Here is a 17371-nt window from a genome sequence, read left to right as displayed (position 1 = left end):
GTCAGGAACGCGGCCAACGAGGGTAAACATGGATTCCTACGGCGTCACTTTCGCAATCATCGTGCTGGGCATGCTCTTCATCGGCACGGGTTTCACCAAGCGCGACACGCCGTTCGGCCTGTTCCTCATGTGGGTCGGGGTGATCTGCATGCTGGCCATCATCAGCTACCGCATCTATATCGCCACCCATTACTGAAGCGCCACCCGCGCCCGCAATGGCGGGCGCGGAGGTCCGCCGCTCAGTCGCGCGTCTCGCCCATGGCCCGGGCATAGCCGGACGGGGCGAAGCGCAGGGTCACCAGCAACATCGCCACCACGCTCGCCGCGAGCAGCAGCCAGGAGGCCTGGAAGCTGCCGGTGGCGTCGCGCAGCCAGCCGGTCAGGTAGGGCACGATGCCGGTGATGATGAAGCCGATGCCCTGCACGAAGGCCGCCAGGCTTCCCGCCGCACGCGGCTCGTGGAGGTGGTCGAGGGTCAGGGTCAGGCTGAGGGCGAAGCAGGCGCCCAGGCCGTAGCCGATCAACGCCACCCACAGCGCCGCGTGCTGCAGCGGCATCGACAGCAGGCCGCAGAAGCCGCCGAGCTGGACCAGCAGCGCGGCCAGCAGCCAGGGCCGGCGGTCGAGGCGGCGGCGAATTAGCAGCGGCACGCTGAGCGCGGCGAGCACCTGGAAGATGGTCATGATCCCGACCAGCCCGCCGCTGTCCTGGGCGCTCCAGCCGAGCTGGCGGTAGTACACCGGCAACCAGGCCACCATGCTGGTGTAGCCGCCGTTGATCAACCCGAAATACACCGCCAGCAGCCAGCCACGGCGATTGCCGAAGAAGTGCCGGACCGGCCCCTCGCCAGCGCTCGGCAGCACCTCCCTTGGCCGCGCGAACATCCACAGCAGCAGCGCCAGCAGGGCCGGTACGGCCCAGGCGCCGAGGCCGGCCTGCCAGTTGGAGAAGTGTTCGGCGATCCGCGGGCTGAGCACCGCCGCGGTTCCGCCGCCGGCCATCAGCGAGGCCGAGTAGAGACCCATCGCCGCCGGGACCCGCCTCGGGAACCAGCGCTTGACCACGCCCGGTACCAGTGCCTGGATGATCGCCACGCCGCTGCCGGCCAGCACGGCGCTGGCGATCAGCGCCAGCCCGCTATCCAGTTCCAGGCGCCAGAGGCAGGCCGCGGCGATGGCCAGCAGTCCGCAGACGATGCCGCGGTGCTCGGCCAGCCAGCGCCCGAGCCAGGGCAGGAACAGCGCCACCAGGCCCATGCAGAGCACCGGCAACACCGTCAGCAGCGACGCGCCCTGGAAGCCGAGACCGGTGCCGGCGGTGATTTCCTCGAGCAGCGGGCCGATGCCGGTGAGGATCGGTCGCAGGTTGATGCCGAGGCAGAAGATCACCAGCAGGCCGACCCAACTGACCTCCGCCGCGCCGACGCCGGTGGCGGCCTGGCCGCCGGAAGGGATTCGCGCGCTCATGCCTGGCGTTGCCGCCATTGCCGGTACAGACCCTCTTCGCCGGCAGGACGCAGGGCGCGTAGCGGCAGGCTCTGCCGCTGTGGCGGGCGCGCCATCTCGGCGTAGAGCGTGGCCGTGGACAGGCCGAACGCTTCGCCGTCCTCGTTGGAATAGGCGAACCAGGCCGCCTGGATGCCGCAGAGATGCATGGCGGCCAGGCACATCGGGCAGGGATGGCCGCTGGCGTAGATCACGCAACCGTCCAGGCGCGGGCTGCCGAGTGCCTGACTGGCCTGGCGGATCGCCTGCAGTTCGGCGTGGGCGCTGGGATCGTGGGTCTCGTGGATCTGGTTGACGCCGCGGGCCAGGACCCGCCCGTCGCGCACCAGCACGGCGCCGAACGGGCGGCCGCCGGCCTCGACGTTGGCGCGGGCGAGGGCGATGGCCTCGCGCATGAAGGTTTCATCGGACATGTCTTTCTCCTTCGCTTTCATTGGGCGCCGGCGGCCAGCAGCAGCCGCTCGATCCCGCCCTGGCCGCGCTGGCGGGCGTGGGCCAGCGGGCTGACGCCGTCGGCATCGGCCAGGTTGACGTCGGCGCCGGCGTCGATCAGCAGGCGCACGATCTTCTGGTGGCGCGGACCGCCGTCACTCAGCAGGATCGCCTCGAGCAGCCCGGTCCAGCCGAGCTTGTTGACATGGTTGGGATCGACCCCGGCTTGCAGCAGCGTCTTCACCACTTCCACATGGCCGCGTTCGCAGGCCGGGATCAGCGCGGTGCCGCCGTAGCGGTTGGTACTCTTCAGGTCGGCGCCGTGGAGCAGGGTCAGGCGCAGGATTTCCAGGCGGCCCTCGGCGCCGGCCAGCAGATACGGACTGTCGAGCCGGCTGTTCTGCCGGTTGACGTCGGCGCCGGCCTCGATCAACTGGCGCGCCACCGCCAGGTGGTCGTTGGCGGTGGCCAGCAGCAGCGGGGTGCTGCCGTCGGCGCTGGGCGCGTCGACCTCGACCTTGCGTTCGAGCAGGCTGGCGACCTGCGCGGTATCGCCGCGACGCGCGGCTTCGAGCAATGCTCCGGCGTCGCTCGCGCCGGCGCCTCCGCTGAATGCTGCGCAGACCAGCATGGCTCCGCTCCTGCATAGATTGGCCAGGGACATGTCGATGGGCTCCGATAGGCGTTGGCGAAAAGTATGGCGTCGATGTCATGTATGCTGAAATTAAATGATGTAATGCCTTTCAGTGGGAGTGTGCATGCTCGATCTGGTCCTGCTCCGTACCTTCGTCAGCGTTGTCGACACCGGCAACTTCACCCGCGCCGGCGAACACCTGCACCTGACCCAGTCCACCGTCAGCCAGCAGGTCATCCGCCTCGAACAGAACCTCGGTTGCCGCCTGCTCGACCGCAGCCAGCGGCAGGTCTTGCCGACCGAGGAAGGCGAGCGCCTGCTTGGCTACGCGCGGCGCCTGCTGCGGCTCTCGGACGAGGCCAGCGAGGCCCTCAGCCCGGCCCATGGCGACGGCGTGCTGCGCCTCGGCGTGCCGGAAGACCTCGCCGGCGAAGTGCTGATGCCGGTGCTGACGCGCTTCACCGAAGAGCGTCCGCGACTGCGCCTGGAGGTCGAGAGCGGTCTCAGCCATCACCTGCTGCGCCTCTATCGCAGCGGCGAGCTGGACCTGCTGCTGGTCAAGCAGTGGGGGGCCGACAGCGACTGCCATGCACGCTGGGCCGAGCCGCTGGGCTGGTTCGGCAGCGCCACGCGGCCGTTCGGCGAGGGTTCGCCGGAGGAGCCGGTGCCGCTGGTGGTGTTCCCGGTCGGCGCGCTGTATCGCCAGGAGATGATCCATGCCCTGGAGAGCATCGGGCGTCGCTGGCGCATCGGCTATTCCAGCGCCAGCCTGGCCAGCCTGGTGGCCGCGGTCGGCGCCGGACTGGGGGTCAGCCTGCTGCCGCTGGGCTGCGTCGGGCCCGAGCATCGCCTGCTTGGCGCGCAGGCCGGCTTCCCGCCCATCGCTGGCCTGGAACTGGCGCTCTACGCGCGGCCCGAGCTGGACAGCGCCGGGCGCACCCTCCGCGACCGCCTGCGCGACCTCTGCGATGCACGCCTGGAAGGGTTGCAGGGCGAGCGCTGAGCACTGTCTCCGGGCTATGATCCGGCTCCCTCAGCGAATGGACACGGAAGCCCGCCACATGTCCCGACCCAACCTGCAAGTCGACCTGCTGGTCGAGTCCTTCAACTACAAGGCCTGGTCCGACCGCCGCACCCTCGATGCCATCGCCCGGATCGACGCCGAGGCGTTCCCGGCCTCGCTGGCCTTCGCCTTGCAACAGCTCAATCACATGGCGATCGTCGAGGAACTGTTCAGGGCGCGCCTGCTGGGCGAGCCGGCGCCCCACCAACAGACCAACAGCGAGGTGGTGCCTGGCTACGACGTCCTGCGTCGCCGGCTGGAGGATTCGGCCGCCTGGTTCGCCGGCTATGTCGCCGAGCTGCCGCTGGAGCGTCGCGGCGAATGGCTGCGCTTCCGCTTCGCCGATGGCCGCGACGGCGGCATGACGCGCCAGGAGATCCTCTTCCATATCGTCAACCATGGCACCTACCATCGCGGCGCCATCGGTCATGCCCTCGACCTGGCGGGCGCGCCCCGGCCGGCGGATACCTACACCCTGTATATCCACTCCGCGCAGCCGGAGCGGCGGGAATAGCCCGCGGCAATGGCCGCCGAGCCTCTACGCCATCGCCGAGAAACGACGTAGGGCTCGACCGAGCCCCCGCGCTGCGCATAAAAAAGCCCCGCGACCAGGAGCTGCAATCGCGGGGCTGGAGTGGCCGATTTCCATCGGCCGGGGATAGCCGGTTCAGGCGCTGGGTTGCCAGCCACCGCCGAGGGAGCGGTAGATCGCCACGATGCCGCGGTACAGCTCGACCTCGGCCTGGGCCTGGGCATCTTCGGCGGAGAGTTGCTCGCGTTCGGCGTCCAGCAGCACCAGGAAGTCGGTGGTGCCTTCGCGGTAGCGGATCGCCGCCTGTTGCGCGGCGGCGCGGCTGGCTTCCGACTGGCGGACCAGCGAGACCAGGCGCTCCTGGCGCTTGCCATAGTCGCTGAAGGCATTCGCCGATTCTTCCAGGGCCAGCAGCACCTGCTGTTCGTAGCTGGCCAGCGCGGCGTCGGCGTCGGCCTTGGCGCCGCGCAGGCGGGCACGCACGCTGCCGAGGTCGAAGGCGGCCCAACTGATGCTCGGGCCGACGCTCCAGGCGCGGGCGGCGCTCGAGCCGATCTGCGAGCCCCGCCCGGCGGTGAAGCCGAGGAAGCCGCTGAGGCTGACCCGCGGGAACAGGTCGGCGGTGGCAACGCCGACGTCGGCGGTGCTGGCGGCCAGGCGCCGTTCGGCGGCGCGGATGTCCGGCCGGCGGCGCAGCAGCTCGCCGGGATCGCCGATCGGCAGGGCCTTGGTGATCGCCGGCAGGTCGCGCGGCGAAAGGTCCACCGTCAATTCTTCCGGCCGTTGGCCGAGGAGGGTGGCGATACGGTGCCTGGCACGCTCGGCTTCCGCCTGCAGTTGCGGCACGCTGGCGGCGGTGGCCGCCAGGCGCGCATCGGCGCGCAGTACGTCGAGTTCGGCACCGACCCCGGCGTCGCGCAGTTGCTCGGTGAGCTGGCGCGACTCCTTCTGGTTCTCCAGGTTGCTCAGGGCAATCTTCTCGCGCAGTTGCGCGCCGCGCAGCTGGCCGTAGGCGTCCACCAGCTCGGCGATCAGGCTGACCTGCAGTTGCTGCAGGTCGGCCTCGGCCGCTTCGCTGAGGGCGTCGCTGGACTCCAGCTGACGGCGGATGCGCCCGAACAGGTCAAGCTCCCAGGCGCTATCCAGGCCAAGGTCGTAGCGCTCGCTGTTGACCCGGTCCTCGGTCACTCCCGGTTGCTGGCCCTTGCCGATGTCGGCGCTGGCGCGGCTGGTGACCACCGGGAAGCGATCGTTGGCCACGTCGTCGCGCAGGGCGCGGGCGGCGCGCAGGCGGGCGAAGGCCACGCGCAGGTCGCGGTTGCCGCTCAGCGACTGTTCGACCAACTGGTTCAGGGTCGGATCGTCGAACTGTTTCCACCACAGGCTTTCGAAGCGGCTGCGGTCGTAGGGCTTGCTCGCCGTGGCGTCGATCTTCGCCGCCGCGGTGTCGGGGGTCCGGTAGTCCGGACCCACCGTGCAGGCGCTGAGCGCCAGCAGACTGAACAGACCCAGGGCGGGCGCGAGCCCGCTCCGGATCGACTGCGCGTGAATCATGCATGCACCTCTGGCAGGCCTTTGTCGTTGGCGGCGCGGCGCGCTTCGCGGTTCTCCACGAAGCGGCGGATGAGGACGTAGAACACCGGCGTCAGCAGCAGGCCGAAGAAGGTCACCCCGATCATCCCGGAGAACACCGCCACGCCCATCGCATGGCGCATCTCGGCGCCGGCGCCGGTGGAGATCACCAGCGGCACCACGCCCATGATGAAGGCGATGGACGTCATCAGGATCGGCCGCAGGCGCAGGCGGCAGGCTTCCAGCACCGCGGCGACGCGGTCCATGCCTTCCTCCTGCTTGTCCTTGGCGAACTCGACGATCAGGATCGCGTTCTTGCACGCCAGCCCCACCAGAACGATCAGGCCGATCTGGGTAAAGATGTTGTTGTCGCTGCCGGCCAGGATCACCCCGGTGATCGCCGACAGCAGAGTCATCGGCACGATCAGGATCACCGCCAGCGGCAGGCTCCAGCTCTCGTACTGGGCGGCCAGCACGAGGAAGGCCAGCAGCACGCAGAGCGGGAAGACGAACAGCGCGGTATTGCCGGCGAGGATCTGCTGGTAGGTCAGCTCGGTCCACTCGTAGGTCATGCCGTTGGGCAGTTCCTCCTTCAGCAGCTTCTCGATCGCCGCCTGCGCCTGGCCGGAGCTGTAGCCCGCGGCCGGGGCGCCGTTGAGTTCGGCGGTGATGAAGCCGTTGTAGTGCATCACACGGTCCGGACCGGAGGTGTCGCTGACCTTGATGAAGGACGCCAGCGGGACCATCTCGCCGAGGTTGTTGCGCACCTTCAGTTGGCCGATCTGCTCGGGTTCGAGGCGGAACTGCTGCTCGGCCTGGACGTTGACCTGATAGGTACGGCCGAAGCGGTTGAAGTCGTTCGCGTACAGCGAGCCGAGGTAGACCTGCAGGGTGTCGAAGATGTCGCTGATCGCCACGCCGTGGGTCTTGGCCTTCTCGCGGTCGATGTCGGCGTCGATCTGCGGCACGTTGACCTGGTAGCTGGAGAACACCGAGCTGGGTTCCAGCTCAGGCAGCGCACGGGCCTTGGTGATGATGTTCTGGGTCTGCTTGAACAGCTCCTCGTAGCCCTGGTTGCCACGGTCCTCGATCTGCAGGCGGAAGCCGCCGATGGTCCCCAGCCCCTGTACCGGCGGCGGCGGGAAGATCGCGATGTAGGCGTCCTGGATGTCGGCGTACTTGGCGTTCAACGCGGCGGCGATGGCCCCGGCCGACTGGCTCGGGTCCTTGCGTTCGTCGAACGGCTTCAGTGGGGTGAACACGATGCCGCTGTTCGGGCTGTTGGTGAAGCCGTTGATCGACAGGCCGGGGAAGGCCACCGAGTCCGCCACGCCGGGCTGCGCCAGGGCGATCTCGGACATCTGCTTGATCACCGCCTCGGTACGGTCCAGGCTGGCCGCGTCGGGCAACTGGGCGAAGGCCACCAGGTACTGCTTGTCCTGCTGCGGGACGAAACCGGTCGGCGTGCTGGAGAAGCCGAAGTAGGTCAGCACCATCAGCCCGCCGTAGACCAGCAGGGCGATCGAGCTGCCGCGCAGGACCCGGTTCACCGTGCCGACGTAGCCATGGCTGGCGCGGTCGAAGAAACGGTTGAACGGACGGAACAGCCAACTGCCGAGGAGCTTGTCGAGGAACACCGAGAAGCGGTCCTTCGGCTCGTGGTGGCCCTTGAGCAGGACCGCCGCCAGCGCTGGCGACAGGGTCAGCGAGTTGAACGCCGAGATCACCGTGGAGATCGCGATGGTCAGGGCGAACTGGCGGTAGAACTGCCCGGTGAGGCCGGAGATGAACGCGGTCGGGATGAACACCGCGCAGAGCACCAGCGCCGTGGCGATGATCGGCCCGGTCACCTCGCGCATGGCACGCTTGGTGGCTTCCACCGGCTTGAGGCCGAGGCCGATGTTGCGCTCGACGTTCTCCACCACCACGATGGCGTCGTCCACCACGATGCCGATGGCCAGCACCAGGCCGAACAGCGACAGCGCGTTGAGCGAGAAGCCGAGCATGTGCATCACCGCGAAGGTGCCGATCAGCGACACCGGCACCGCGGCCAGCGGGATGATCGAGGCGCGCCAGGTCTGCAGGAACAGGATCACCACCAGCACCACCAGCACCAGGGCTTCGAACAGGGTGTGCACCACCGCCTCGATGGAGCCGCGGACGAAGATGGTCGGGTCGTAGACGATGGAGTAGTCCATGCCCTGCGGGAAGCTGTGCTTCAGCTCGGCCATCTTCTCCCGCACCAGGTTGGAGATCTCGATGGCGTTCGAGCCGGGACGCTGGAAGATCGGGATCGCCACCGCCGGCTTGTTGTTCAGCAGCGAGCGCAGGGCGTACTGGTTGGAGCCCAGCTCGACCCGGGCGATGTCGCGCAGACGGGTGATCTCGCCGTTGGCGCCGGCGCGGATGATGATGTTCTCGAACTCTTCCTCGGTGACCAGGCGACCCTGGGTGTTGATCGACAACTGGAAGCTGGTATCGCTCGGCGCCGGCGGCGCGCCCAGGGTGCCGGCGGCGACCTGGCGGTTCTGCTCGCGGATGGCGTTGACCACGTCGGTGGCGGTGAGGTTGCGCGAGGCGACCTTGTTCGGGTCCAGCCAGACGCGCAGCGAATAGTCGCCGAGGCCGAACAACTGGACGTCGCCGACGCCGTCGAGGCGGGCCAGTTCGTCCTTCACGTTGAGCACCGCGTAGTTCGACAGGTAGAGCATGTCGTAGCGGTTATCCGGCGAGGTCAGGTGCACGACCATGGTCAGGTCGGGCGAGGCCTTGTCGACGGTGATGCCGAGCCGGGTCACTTCTTCCGGGAGCTTCGGCTCGGTCCGGGTGACGCGGTTCTGCACCTGCACCTGGGCGTTGTCCAGGTCGGTGCCGAGGGCGAAGGTGATGGTCAGGGTCAGCTTGCCGTCGGAGGTCGACTGGGAGGACATGTAGAGCATGTTCTCCACCCCGGTGATCGCCTGTTCCAGGGGAGAGGCGACGGTCTCGCCGATGACTTTCGGGTTGGCGCCGGGGAAGTTGGCGCGGACCACGACGGTCGGCGGCACCACTTCCGGGTATTCGCTGATGGGTAGCTGGAACAGGGAGATGGCGCCGCCGATCAGGATCAGCAGCGACAGCACCGCGGCGAAGATCGGCCGCTGGATGAAGAATTGGGAGAAATTCATCGGTTCTTCCTATCGCCGCGCTCAGCCGCGCGGCTCGTTGCGAGTGGCGTTGTCCTTGGACGCCGCCACCTTCGGTGGTTCGCTGTCGCCGACCGACTGCCGCAGGCGCGCGAGGGTGGCCAGGGTGTCGGCGCTGGCCATCTCGACCTTCTGCGGATCCACCTGCATGCCCGGGCGGACCCGCTGCAGGCCATTCACGACGATCCGGTCGCCCTTGCTCAGGCCGCTGCGGACGATGCGCAGGCCCTCCAGCTTCGGTCCCATCTCGACGGTGCGGTAGACGGTCTTGTTGTCGCCATCCAGGACCAGCACGAACTTCTTGCCCAGGTCGGTGCCGACCGCTTCGTCCTTGATCAGGGTGGCGGCGTAGGTCTTGCTGCCGACCAGCTTCAGGCGCACGTAGAGGCCCGGGGTGAACTCGCCCTTGGCGTTGTCGAACACGGCGCGGCCGCGGATGGTGCCGGTACGCGGGTTGACCTGGTTGTCGAGGAAGTCCAGCCGGCCCAGGTGCGGGTTGCCGTCCTCGCTGCTCAGGCCGAGGTACACCGGGCTCTCGCTGCGCGTGTCGCGACCGGCCTGGCGGGCCAGCTCGACGTACTTGAGGAACACGCGCTCGTCGGCGTCGAAGTAGGCGTAGACCTTGTCGGTGCTGACCAGGGTGGTGAGCAGGGTCTCCCCGGAGTTGACCAGGTTGCCGGCGGTGACCTCGGCGCGGCTGACGCGACCGTCGATCGGCGCGGTGATCCGGGTGAAGCTCAGGTTCAGGCGTGCCGCGTCCAGTTGCGCCTGGGTCGCGGCGACCGCCGCCTTGGCTTCCTGGGCGGCGGTGGTGCGGGCGTCGGCGAGTTCCGCGGAGATCGCGTTGCTGGCGCGCAGGCGTTCGCCGCGCTGGGCTTCGTTGACGCTCCGCGCCTGGGCCGCGCGGGCCTGTTGCAGCTGGGCTTCGAGGCGCTTGACCTCGGCCTCGAACGGGCGCGGGTCGATCTGGAACAGCAGGTCGCCTTTCTTCACCAGGGCGCCTTCATGGAAGGCCACGCGGTCGATGTAGCCCGATACCCGCGGGCGCAGCTCCACCGACTCCGGGGCCTCCAGTCGGCCGGTGAATTCGTCCCACTCGTTCAGCGGTTGTTCGATGACTTCGGCGACGCTGACCTTGGGCGCCGCCATGCCTTGGGTGGTTTCCGGGGCCTTGCCGCAGGCGCTCAGGACCAGTACGGCCGCGAGTGCGAGGGGGTAGCGCCAGGAGAAGTGGGATGACTGTTCCATGCTTGACTCCGCCAGTCGGTTTTTCGGGATTGGCGAAGTCTGCGGGCTGCTCCGGCAGGGAACTAATCGAACGATGAGATTTTGATTATCACGAACAGTGATACATGGTTTTTCGTTTTCTGTAACAGTCGATGGTTATGGACAGTGCTTTCGATGGAATAAGCCACAGGCTCGCGGTGCGCGATCGATTTCCCCGTTGCGACGCCTCGTGCAGGTAGCCGCCGGAGGGCTCAGAGACTGTCCGGATCGCCGATGAACATGCTGATCCGCGAGCGCAGCCAGCGTTCCGCCGGGTCGTTGTCCTGGGCGCCGCGCCAGGCCATCGACAGTTCGAAGGCGCGGGTCTCGAACGGCGGGTCCTCGGCGCGCAGGCCGCCGGCGGCGATCAGCGCCTGGGCGGCGTAGTCGGGCACAGTGGCGATGATGTCGGTGCCGGCGAGGAGGGTGCCGAGGCCGTTGAACTGCGGCACCGCCAGGACCACCTTGCGCTTGCGGCCGAATTTCTCCAGTTCCTCGTCGACGAAGCCGCTGAGGTCGCCGGCGAAGGACACCAGCGCGTGCGGTCGCGCGCAGTAGTCGTCGAGGGTCAGCTGGCCGGGCGCGGAGTCGGCGCGGAGGATCTTCGGCTTGCTGCGGCGCACGGTCTTGCGCTTGGCGTTGGCCGGCAGTTCGTCGGTGTAGCTGACGCCCACCGAGATCTCCCCCGAGGCCAGCAGGTTCGGCATCAATAGATAGTTGGCGCGGCGCACGACGAGGACGATCCCCGGCGCCTCTGCGCGCAGGCGGCGGAGCAGGGGCGGCAGCAGGCCGAACTCGACGTCGTCGGAAAGGCCGATGCGGAACACCGCGGTGCTGGTCGCCGGATCGAACTCGCTGGCGCGACTCATGGCGGTGGAGATGGAATCCAGCGCCGGCGACAGGTGGGCGAAGATTTCCTGGGCTCGCGCGGTGGGCTCCATGCTGCGTCCGGTACGGACGAACAGCGGGTCGTCGAACAGCGTGCGCAGGCGCGACAGCGCGGCGCTGATGGCCGGCTGGCCGAGGAACAGTTTCTCTGCGGCGCGGGTCACGCTGCGTTCGTGCATCAGGGTCTCGAACACGATCAGCAGGTTCAGATCGACGCGGCGCAGGTCGTTTCGGTTCATGGCGTTCCTCGTTTCCAGGGGCTAGAGGCTGCAACCGCGGGGGCTCGCCGTCAAGCCTTGCGTGCGAGACGGGGCGGGGCCTGGCGAGGTGCCGGAGGGGCATAGGATCACTGACAGGCATAGCCATTATCAATAACGACGGGTGGTTTTGTCAGGCATGGGCGGATACAGTCACAACCCATGAGGTTATTCACCCCGTGATGCACTGCAGAGGTTTGCGATGTCCCGAGTGATCCGTTTTCATCAGTTTGGCCCGCCAGAGGTCCTCAAATGCGAAGAGCTGCCGACCCCGGCGCCGGCCGCAGGGGAAGTCCTGGTGCGTGTCCAGGCGATCGGCGTGAGCTGGAAGGATGTGCTCTGGCGTCAGAACCTGGCCCCGGAGCAGGCTGCGCTGCCGTCCGGTCTCGGCTTCGAACTGGCCGGCGAGGTGCTGGCGGTCGGCGCCGGCGTCGGCGACCTGCCGCTGGGTTCCCGCGTGGCCAGTTTCCCCGCCCATACCCCCGATCATTATCCGGCCTATGGCGACGTGGTGCTGATGCCACGCGCGGCCCTGGCGGTCTACCCCGAGGTACTCACCCCGGTGGAGGCCAGCGTCTACTACACCGGCCTGCTGGTGGCCTATTTCGGCCTGGTCGACCTGGCCGGGTTGAAGGCCGGGCAGACCGTGCTGATCACCGAGGCGGCGCGCATGTACGGACCGGTCTCGATCCAGTTGGCCAAGGCTCTCGGCGCGCGGGTGATCGCTTCCACCAAGTCCGCCGAGGAGCGCGAGTTCCTCCGCGAGCAGGGCGCCGACAAGGTGGTGGTGACCGACGAGCAGGACCTGGTCCTGGAAGTCGAGCGCTTCACCGAGGGCAAGGGCGTCAATGTCATCCTCGACGAATTGGGCGGCCCGCAGATGACCCTGCTCGGCGATGTCTCCGCCACCCGCGGCAAGCTGGTGCTGTATGGCTGCAACGGCGGCAACGAGTCGGCGTTCCCGGCCTGCGCCGCGTTCAAGAAGCACCTGCAGTTCTACCGCCACTGCCTGATGGATTTCACCGGTCATCCGGAGATGGGCCTGGAACGCAACGACGAGTCGGTGAGCAAGGCCCTCGCGCACATCGAGCAACTGACCCGCGATCGCCTGCTCAAACCGGTGGTCGACCGGGTATTCGAGTTCGACCAGGTGGTCGAGGCGCATCGCTACATGGAAACCTGTCCGAAGCGTGGCCGGGTGGTGATCCACGTCGCCGATTGAGGACGACCCGCAGCGAAAGAGCCCGGCCAGCGAGCCGGGCTTTTTCGTGGGCGCGGTTTCAGATCCACAGATCGTTGACGGCCGTCCGCTCGCCGCCCTGGTCGCCGGTGTTGCGCACGCCGCAGGGCTCCACCAGGAGCATGCGCACCTCGCCCTCGGCGAACGGCTTGTGCTCCACGCCGCGCGGCACCACATACATCTCGCCGGGGCCCAGGTGCACCGCGCCGTCGCGGAAATCGATGCGCAGGCGACCGGCGAGGACGATGAAGGTCTCGTCGGTGTCGGCGTGGCTGTGCCAGACGAAGTCGCCTTCGATCTTCACCAGCTTGAACTGGTAGTCGTTCATCTGGGCGATCACCCTGGGTTGCCAGCGGTCGTCGAACAGGGCGAGCTTGGCGGCGAAGTTGATCGCTTGGGTTGTGCTGGTGGACATCGGTGCGCTCCGGTGGTTGGTCTCTGGCGCCAGGGTAGGCGGCTACGGAGCGGGCGGTCTTGGATGATCGTGCAACCTGGCTAGGCGCGGCCGAGCATACGCAGCCAGCGTGCCGGCGGCAGGCCGTAGCTCTGGCCGAAATGGCGGGTCATGTGGCTCTGGTCTGTGAAACCGGCGGCAAGCGCGGCTTCGGCCAGCGTCTGGCCGCCGAGCATCAGCCGGCGGGCGATGTCCAGCCGGCGCTGGATCAGGTAGCGGTAGGGGCTGGTGCCGAACAGCGCGCGGAAATCGCGCGACAGGCTCCAGCGTTCGCGCTGGGCGACCTGCGCCAGTTCGTCGAGGCCCAGCGGGCGCTCCAGGTGCGCGTGGATGTACTGCCGGGCGCGCTCGGCGGCGACGAAGTCGAAGTGGCGCCTGCCGCGCGCCCGGTTGCCGGCCACGGCGTCGAGGGCGTGGGCCAGTTCGAACAGGGCGTCCTGTTCTTCCAGCGGCTCCAGCGGGGTATCCATGGCCTGTAGCAGGGCCCGGCTGGCGGCGATCAGGCGCGGGTCGTCGGACAAGCCCCCGCGCACGAACGGCAGCGGCCGGCCGCCGAGGGCCTGCTGGATCAGCGCCGGCTCGACGTAGAGCATCCGGTAGCGGAACCCTTCCTGGCTGCCGGCCTCGCCGTCGTGCAGCTCGTCGGGATGCAGCACCAGGCAGCCGCCCGGCAGGCTGTGGCGCTGGCTGCGGCGATAGCGGAAGCTCTGCACCCCGGCCAGGGTCTGGCCGATGGCATAGGTGTCGTGGCGATGCGGATCGTAGCCGTGGCCGGCGAAGTAAGCCTCGATGCGTTCCACCGCACCGTGTTGCGGGGCGCGTCGAACCCAGTCGCGGGGCGTATTGGCGTGGCTCATGGGGAAAGGCTCGTGGCGCGGAAGGTTCAGGCTAGCGCTTCGTTGGCGCGACTGGAATAGCCGGACGGCGTCTCGCCGAATACTGTGCGGAAGGCACTGGCGAAGCTGCTCGGGCTTTCGTAGCCGAGCGACCAGGCGACCTCGCCGACCGCCTGGCCCGCTGCCAGCCGTTCGACGGCCGCGTGCAGTCGCGCCAGTTGCCGCCATTGCGCGAAGCTCATACCGGTCTCGGCGCCGAACAGCCGGCTCAGGCTACGGCTGCTGAGGCCCGCCCAGCGTGCCCATTCGGCCGCCGGCCGCGGATCGCCGGGGTTGGCCAGCAATGCCTCGGCGATCCTGCGCAGGCGCGAATCCCCCGGATAGGGCAGGCGGGTCCGCTGGGGCACGGCGTGGCGCAGTTCGTCCAGCAGCACGCGCAGCAGGTTCTCGCGTTCGGTGCTCCAGGCGGAGCCGGTCGGCCAGCGGGTGGCGCGTTCGACGATCAGCGCCACGAAAGCCGAGCAGGCGAGCACGCCGGGGTGCCGGGGCAGGTCGCGGCAGTGTTCGGCGGCGAGGTAGGCGCTCCAGCCCGCCAGGCTGCCGTGGGAGTGCGCCGAGTGTGGGTGACCCGGTGGGATCCAGGCGATCTGGCGCGGAGGCAGGGCCTGGCGGCCATGCTCGTCCTCGACCACCAGAAGGCCGCGCTCCAGGCAGTAGAGCTGGCCGCAGGCATGGCGGTGGGAGGCCGTGCGGCTGGCTGCGCGGTCGATGCGCAGGGCGAAGAGCGGGACGGGCAGGGGTTCCGGAAGCATTTGGCGGAAAAGCGACGATGATTGGCTCGGGATGGATAATAGGCCATTCGACTGCGGATGTAGCCTGGCGGCTCATCATTCTTGCCTGGAGCACGCTATGAAAGCCGAAGACATCCTTCCCGACCGACAGGACCGCATCCACCTGGGCGGCGTGGAGATACGCAAGGGCAGCGTCGGTGCGTTCATCGCCAACGCCCGGCTCCTGCTTGAGGAGGAACTGCCCGCGACGCAACGGCGGCAGGCCGAAGAAGACCTGCGCGCCCTGCTGCCGGCGATCCGGGCACTGGGGCTGCTGGAACTCTTCGAACTGCGCGACGCGCGACTGCGGACGCTGGTGGCGGATTGGGAAAACGCCGCTGGCCGCTCCTGAGAGCGGCACACGGGCACTTGGAGGTATCAGTCGTCGATGCAGCTTTCGATCAGGCGTTGCAGGGCTTCGCGCTCACTGACCGGCGTGCGCATCGGCATGTGCGCGAGGCTGCCGTCGCGGCGCTCGATGATGTACTCGGTCTCGAAGTGCAGGGTGCAATCCTCGAGGCTCACATAGGTGACGCCATAGGTCGGGGCCTTGCGGGAGCGGGCTGAGAGCATGGATGCCTCCTTGGGCTCATTTCTTCTCGCTGGTCGATGCGGGCGCGCTGGCCTGAACCGGGCGAGTAGGGGTCACTGCATTGCTGTAGAACGCGGAAGCGGCGAAGTAGCTGGCGAGGGCGCTGAAGCTGGACATGATCGGTTCTCCTGAGGAAGGGTGGGCGTCTGCCCTTGGAGAGCATGTTTGCCCAGCGGGAGAACCGGCAGAAGTAAAAAGCCTGCATGGTGTATATCGAGCGCGGTGATGGATCAAGCGACCCCCTCCAGCCTTGCGACTGTTCGCCGGTGTTACCATATGACGTGTTTTTTTCTCAGGAATTCCCATGGCCAAGCGTGGACGCCCCTGCGGCTTCGATCGTGAACAGGCATTGCGCCGGGCGCTCGACGTGTTCTGGGAGGCCGGTTACGAAGGCGCGACCATGGCCGCGCTGAAGGAGGCCATGGGTGGCATCTGCGCGCCGAGCATGTATGCCGCCTATGGTTCCAAGGAGGCGCTGTTCCGTTCGGCGGTGGAACTCTACCTGAGCCAGGAATGCCAGCTTTCCAAGGGCGCCTTCGCCCTGCCGACGGCGCGCGAGTCGATCGCCGCGCTGCTGGAAAGCGCCGCCGTCAGCTACACCACGGAAGGCAAGCCGCGCGGTTGCCTGGTCGACCTCAGCACGACCAATTTCTCGCCGGCCAACAAAGGCGTCGAAGACTACCTGCGCGATCACCGGCGGCGCGCCGCGCGCCTGCTGCGCGAGCGTTTCGCGCGAGGCGTGGCTGACGGCGACGTGCCGGCCGGAGCCGATATCGACGCGCTCACCAGTTTCTACAGCAGCGTGCTCCAGGGCCTGTCGATCCAGGCCCGCGACGGCGCCAGCCGCCAGCAGTTGCTGGCCATCGGCCGCTGCGCGATGGCGGCCTGGGATTCCCTGCTGGCGGTCGAGGCCGCCTGACGCCACAGCGCTCCTTGGCTGGAAAAAGCCCATGGATTCTCCGTGGGCAAAAACTATAACGCGTGATATAGAATTTATCCAAACCCCGGGCGAGGTCCTTCCGCGCGTGTCTCGCGCCCTGGCCATCGCCCGCTGCCGATTGGAGCCTTCATGACAACGCTTGCTGATATTCCCCTGTCCATGCTCGACCTGGTGCCGGTGCGCACCGGCGGCAGCGTGGCCGAAGCCCTGCACAACTCCCTGGACCTGGCGCGCCATGTGGAGCGCCTGGGCTTCAACCGTTTCTGGCTGGCCGAGCACCACAACATGGATGGCATCGCCAGCTCCGCCACCGCGCTGCTGATCGGCCATATCGCTGGTGGCACCTCGCGGATCCGCGTCGGCTCGGGTGGGGTGATGCTGCCGAACCATGCGCCGTTGGTGGTGGCGGAAAACTTCGGCACCCTGGAGACGCTCTACCCGGGCCGCATCGACCTCGGCCTTGGCCGCGCCCCGGGCGCCGACCAGGCGACCATGCGCGCCTTGCGTCGCGATCGCCTGGGCAACGGCGACGACTTCCCCGAGCAGGTCGCCGAGCTGGAAATGCTGCTCGGCCCGCGCCGTTCCCAGCAGAGCCTGCTGGCGGTGCCGGGCGAGGGTACCCAGGTGCCGATCTGGCTACTCGGTTCGAGCCTGTTCAGCGCCCACCTGGCGGCGCAGAAAGGCTTGCCCTATGCCTTCGCTTCGCATTTCGCACCGCGTTACCTGCACGAGGCGCTGCGCATCTACCGCAGCAACTTCCAGCCCTCGGCGGTACTCGACAAACCCTACGCGATGATCGGCGTGCCGCTGATCGCCGCACCTACCGACGAAGAGGCCGAGTTCCTCGCCACTACCGCCTTCCAGCGCGTGCTGGCGCTGATCCGTGGCGAGAGCCTGAAACAGAAGCCGCCGGTGGAAAGCATGGCGCCGTTGTGGCTGCCCCACGAGCAGGATGCGGTCGGCAGCTTCTTCGGCCTGGCGGTGATCGGCGGTCCGGAGAAGGTTCGCGCGCGCCTGGAGATCCTCCTGGAGCAGACCGGCGCCGACGAGCTTATCTTCACCAGCGACTTCTACGAGCACGCCCATCGGCTGCGCTCTTGCGAAATCGTCGCGGGGCTGAAAGGGGCGTGATCCGGGTCCTGTAG

The 17371-nt window shown here is 68.0% G+C and carries 19 protein-coding genes; 7 read left to right on the top strand and 12 right to left on the bottom strand.

Translation table 11 applies throughout. From position 1 onward, the window contains the following. Nucleotides 1-28 precede the first annotated feature (28 nt). On the top strand, nt 29-196 hold the full coding sequence (locus FOC67_RS13050) for a hypothetical protein (protein WP_003089849.1): 168 nt from the start codon (nt 29-31) through the stop codon (nt 194-196). A 43-nt stretch (nt 197-239) separates the two neighbouring features. Here the strand turns inward: FOC67_RS13050 and FOC67_RS13045 are convergent, their stop codons facing one another. Genes FOC67_RS13045 through FOC67_RS13035 form a run of 3 tightly spaced genes read right to left on the bottom strand, consistent with a single transcriptional unit; the run spans nt 240 to nt 2568 of the window. Beyond that, on the bottom strand, nt 240-1466 hold the full coding sequence (locus tag FOC67_RS13045) for a CynX/NimT family MFS transporter (RefSeq protein ID WP_019416358.1): 1227 nt from the start codon (nt 1464-1466) through the stop codon (nt 240-242). After that, on the bottom strand, nt 1463-1918 hold the full coding sequence (locus FOC67_RS13040; RefSeq protein WP_003109548.1) for a nucleoside deaminase: 456 nt from the start codon (nt 1916-1918) through the stop codon (nt 1463-1465). The genes FOC67_RS13045 and FOC67_RS13040 overlap by 4 nt, the downstream gene beginning before the upstream one ends. 17 nt (nt 1919-1935) lie before the next feature. Then, entirely contained in the window at nt 1936-2568 is a 633-nt protein-coding gene (locus FOC67_RS13035) for an ankyrin repeat domain-containing protein (protein WP_009314160.1), read from the bottom strand. Nucleotides 2569-2695: 127 nt separating this feature from the next. On the opposite strand from FOC67_RS13035, the gene FOC67_RS13030 reads away from it, so the two are divergent. Both FOC67_RS13030 and FOC67_RS13025 read left to right on the top strand, forming a co-directional pair. Then, the gene (locus FOC67_RS13030) at nt 2696-3574 is read left to right on the top strand and encodes a LysR substrate-binding domain-containing protein (RefSeq protein WP_003122653.1); all 879 of its coding nucleotides are present in this window, start codon (nt 2696-2698) and stop codon (nt 3572-3574) included. A 58-nt stretch (nt 3575-3632) separates the two neighbouring features. Next, nucleotides 3633-4148, top strand: a complete 516-nt coding sequence (locus FOC67_RS13025; protein ID WP_003139121.1) for a DinB family protein — start codon at nt 3633-3635, stop codon at nt 4146-4148. A gap of 153 nt (nt 4149-4301) precedes the next feature. Here FOC67_RS13025 and oprN read toward each other — a convergent pair whose 3' ends face one another. From oprN to mexT, 4 genes are all read right to left on the bottom strand, one after another. After that, nucleotides 4302-5720 (bottom strand): multidrug efflux RND transporter outer membrane subunit OprN, encoded by a 1419-nt coding sequence (oprN, locus tag FOC67_RS13020; protein ID WP_003089836.1) that lies wholly within the window; start codon nt 5718-5720, stop codon nt 4302-4304. Then, nucleotides 5717-8905, bottom strand: a complete 3189-nt coding sequence (gene mexF / locus FOC67_RS13015; RefSeq protein WP_003089834.1) for a multidrug efflux RND transporter permease subunit MexF — start codon at nt 8903-8905, stop codon at nt 5717-5719. Before mexF ends, oprN begins: the two co-directional genes overlap by 4 nt. A 21-nt stretch (nt 8906-8926) precedes the next feature. Then, nucleotides 8927-10171 carry a multidrug efflux RND transporter periplasmic adaptor subunit MexE gene (mexE, locus tag FOC67_RS13010; protein ID WP_003103549.1) on the bottom strand — a complete coding sequence of 415 codons (1245 nt, stop codon included), beginning with the start codon at nt 10169-10171 and terminating at the stop codon, nt 8927-8929. A 230-nt stretch (nt 10172-10401) separates the two neighbouring features. Then, nucleotides 10402-11316, bottom strand: coding sequence for a multidrug efflux system transcriptional regulator MexT (gene mexT / locus FOC67_RS13005; protein WP_003089829.1), 915 nt, complete (start codon nt 11314-11316; stop codon nt 10402-10404). A gap of 220 nt (nt 11317-11536) precedes the next feature. On the opposite strand from mexT, the gene mexS reads away from it, so the two are divergent. Continuing rightward, nucleotides 11537-12556: an oxidoreductase MexS gene (gene mexS, locus FOC67_RS13000; RefSeq protein WP_003103552.1), complete on the top strand. Its 1020-nt coding sequence runs from the start codon at nt 11537-11539 to the stop codon at nt 12554-12556. Between the two features lie 58 nt (nt 12557-12614). On the opposite strand, the gene FOC67_RS12995 is transcribed toward mexS, so the two are convergent. From FOC67_RS12995 to FOC67_RS12985, 3 genes are all read right to left on the bottom strand, one after another. Beyond that, complete coding sequence (locus FOC67_RS12995) at nt 12615-12989, bottom strand: cupin domain-containing protein (protein ID WP_003089825.1); 375 nt, start codon at nt 12987-12989, stop codon at nt 12615-12617. Between the two features lie 80 nt (nt 12990-13069). Beyond that, nucleotides 13070-13885: an AraC family transcriptional regulator gene (locus tag FOC67_RS12990; protein WP_003103554.1), complete on the bottom strand. Its 816-nt coding sequence runs from the start codon at nt 13883-13885 to the stop codon at nt 13070-13072. 26 nt (nt 13886-13911) lie between these two features. Next, nucleotides 13912-14676, bottom strand: coding sequence for a helix-turn-helix domain-containing protein (locus FOC67_RS12985; RefSeq protein WP_003122659.1), 765 nt, complete (start codon nt 14674-14676; stop codon nt 13912-13914). 97 nt (nt 14677-14773) lie between these two features. Here FOC67_RS12985 and FOC67_RS12980 point away from each other — a divergent pair, with 97 nt between their 5' ends. Then, nucleotides 14774-15046 (top strand): hypothetical protein, encoded by a 273-nt coding sequence (locus FOC67_RS12980; RefSeq protein WP_009314164.1) that lies wholly within the window; start codon nt 14774-14776, stop codon nt 15044-15046. Nucleotides 15047-15072: 26 nt separating this feature from the next. Here FOC67_RS12980 and ptrC read toward each other — a convergent pair whose 3' ends face one another. Together ptrC and FOC67_RS29835 are read right to left on the bottom strand one after the other, a co-directional pair. Beyond that, complete coding sequence (gene ptrC / locus FOC67_RS12975) at nt 15073-15267, bottom strand: type III secretion system co-regulatory protein PtrC (RefSeq protein WP_003089814.1); 195 nt, start codon at nt 15265-15267, stop codon at nt 15073-15075. Between the two features lie 16 nt (nt 15268-15283). Beyond that, complete coding sequence (locus tag FOC67_RS29835; RefSeq protein WP_003116878.1) at nt 15284-15403, bottom strand: PA2485 family small membrane protein; 120 nt, start codon at nt 15401-15403, stop codon at nt 15284-15286. A 187-nt stretch (nt 15404-15590) separates the two neighbouring features. Between FOC67_RS29835 and FOC67_RS12970 the strand changes: the two genes are divergently transcribed. Both FOC67_RS12970 and FOC67_RS12965 read left to right on the top strand, forming a co-directional pair. Then, the gene (locus tag FOC67_RS12970; RefSeq protein WP_009314165.1) at nt 15591-16205 is read left to right on the top strand and encodes a TetR/AcrR family transcriptional regulator; all 615 of its coding nucleotides are present in this window, start codon (nt 15591-15593) and stop codon (nt 16203-16205) included. Between the two features lie 150 nt (nt 16206-16355). Beyond that, nucleotides 16356-17357, top strand: coding sequence for an LLM class flavin-dependent oxidoreductase (locus FOC67_RS12965; protein ID WP_003089806.1), 1002 nt, complete (start codon nt 16356-16358; stop codon nt 17355-17357). The last annotated feature ends 14 nt before the right edge of the window (nt 17358-17371 follow it).

It is taken from the genome of Pseudomonas sp. FDAARGOS_761, assembly GCF_013343155.1.
GTDB classification, from domain to species: Bacteria; Pseudomonadota; Gammaproteobacteria; order Pseudomonadales; family Pseudomonadaceae; genus Pseudomonas; species Pseudomonas aeruginosa.
The sequence above is the reverse complement of the archived record's forward strand: the minus strand, read 5'-3'. Positions and strand labels throughout refer to the sequence as shown.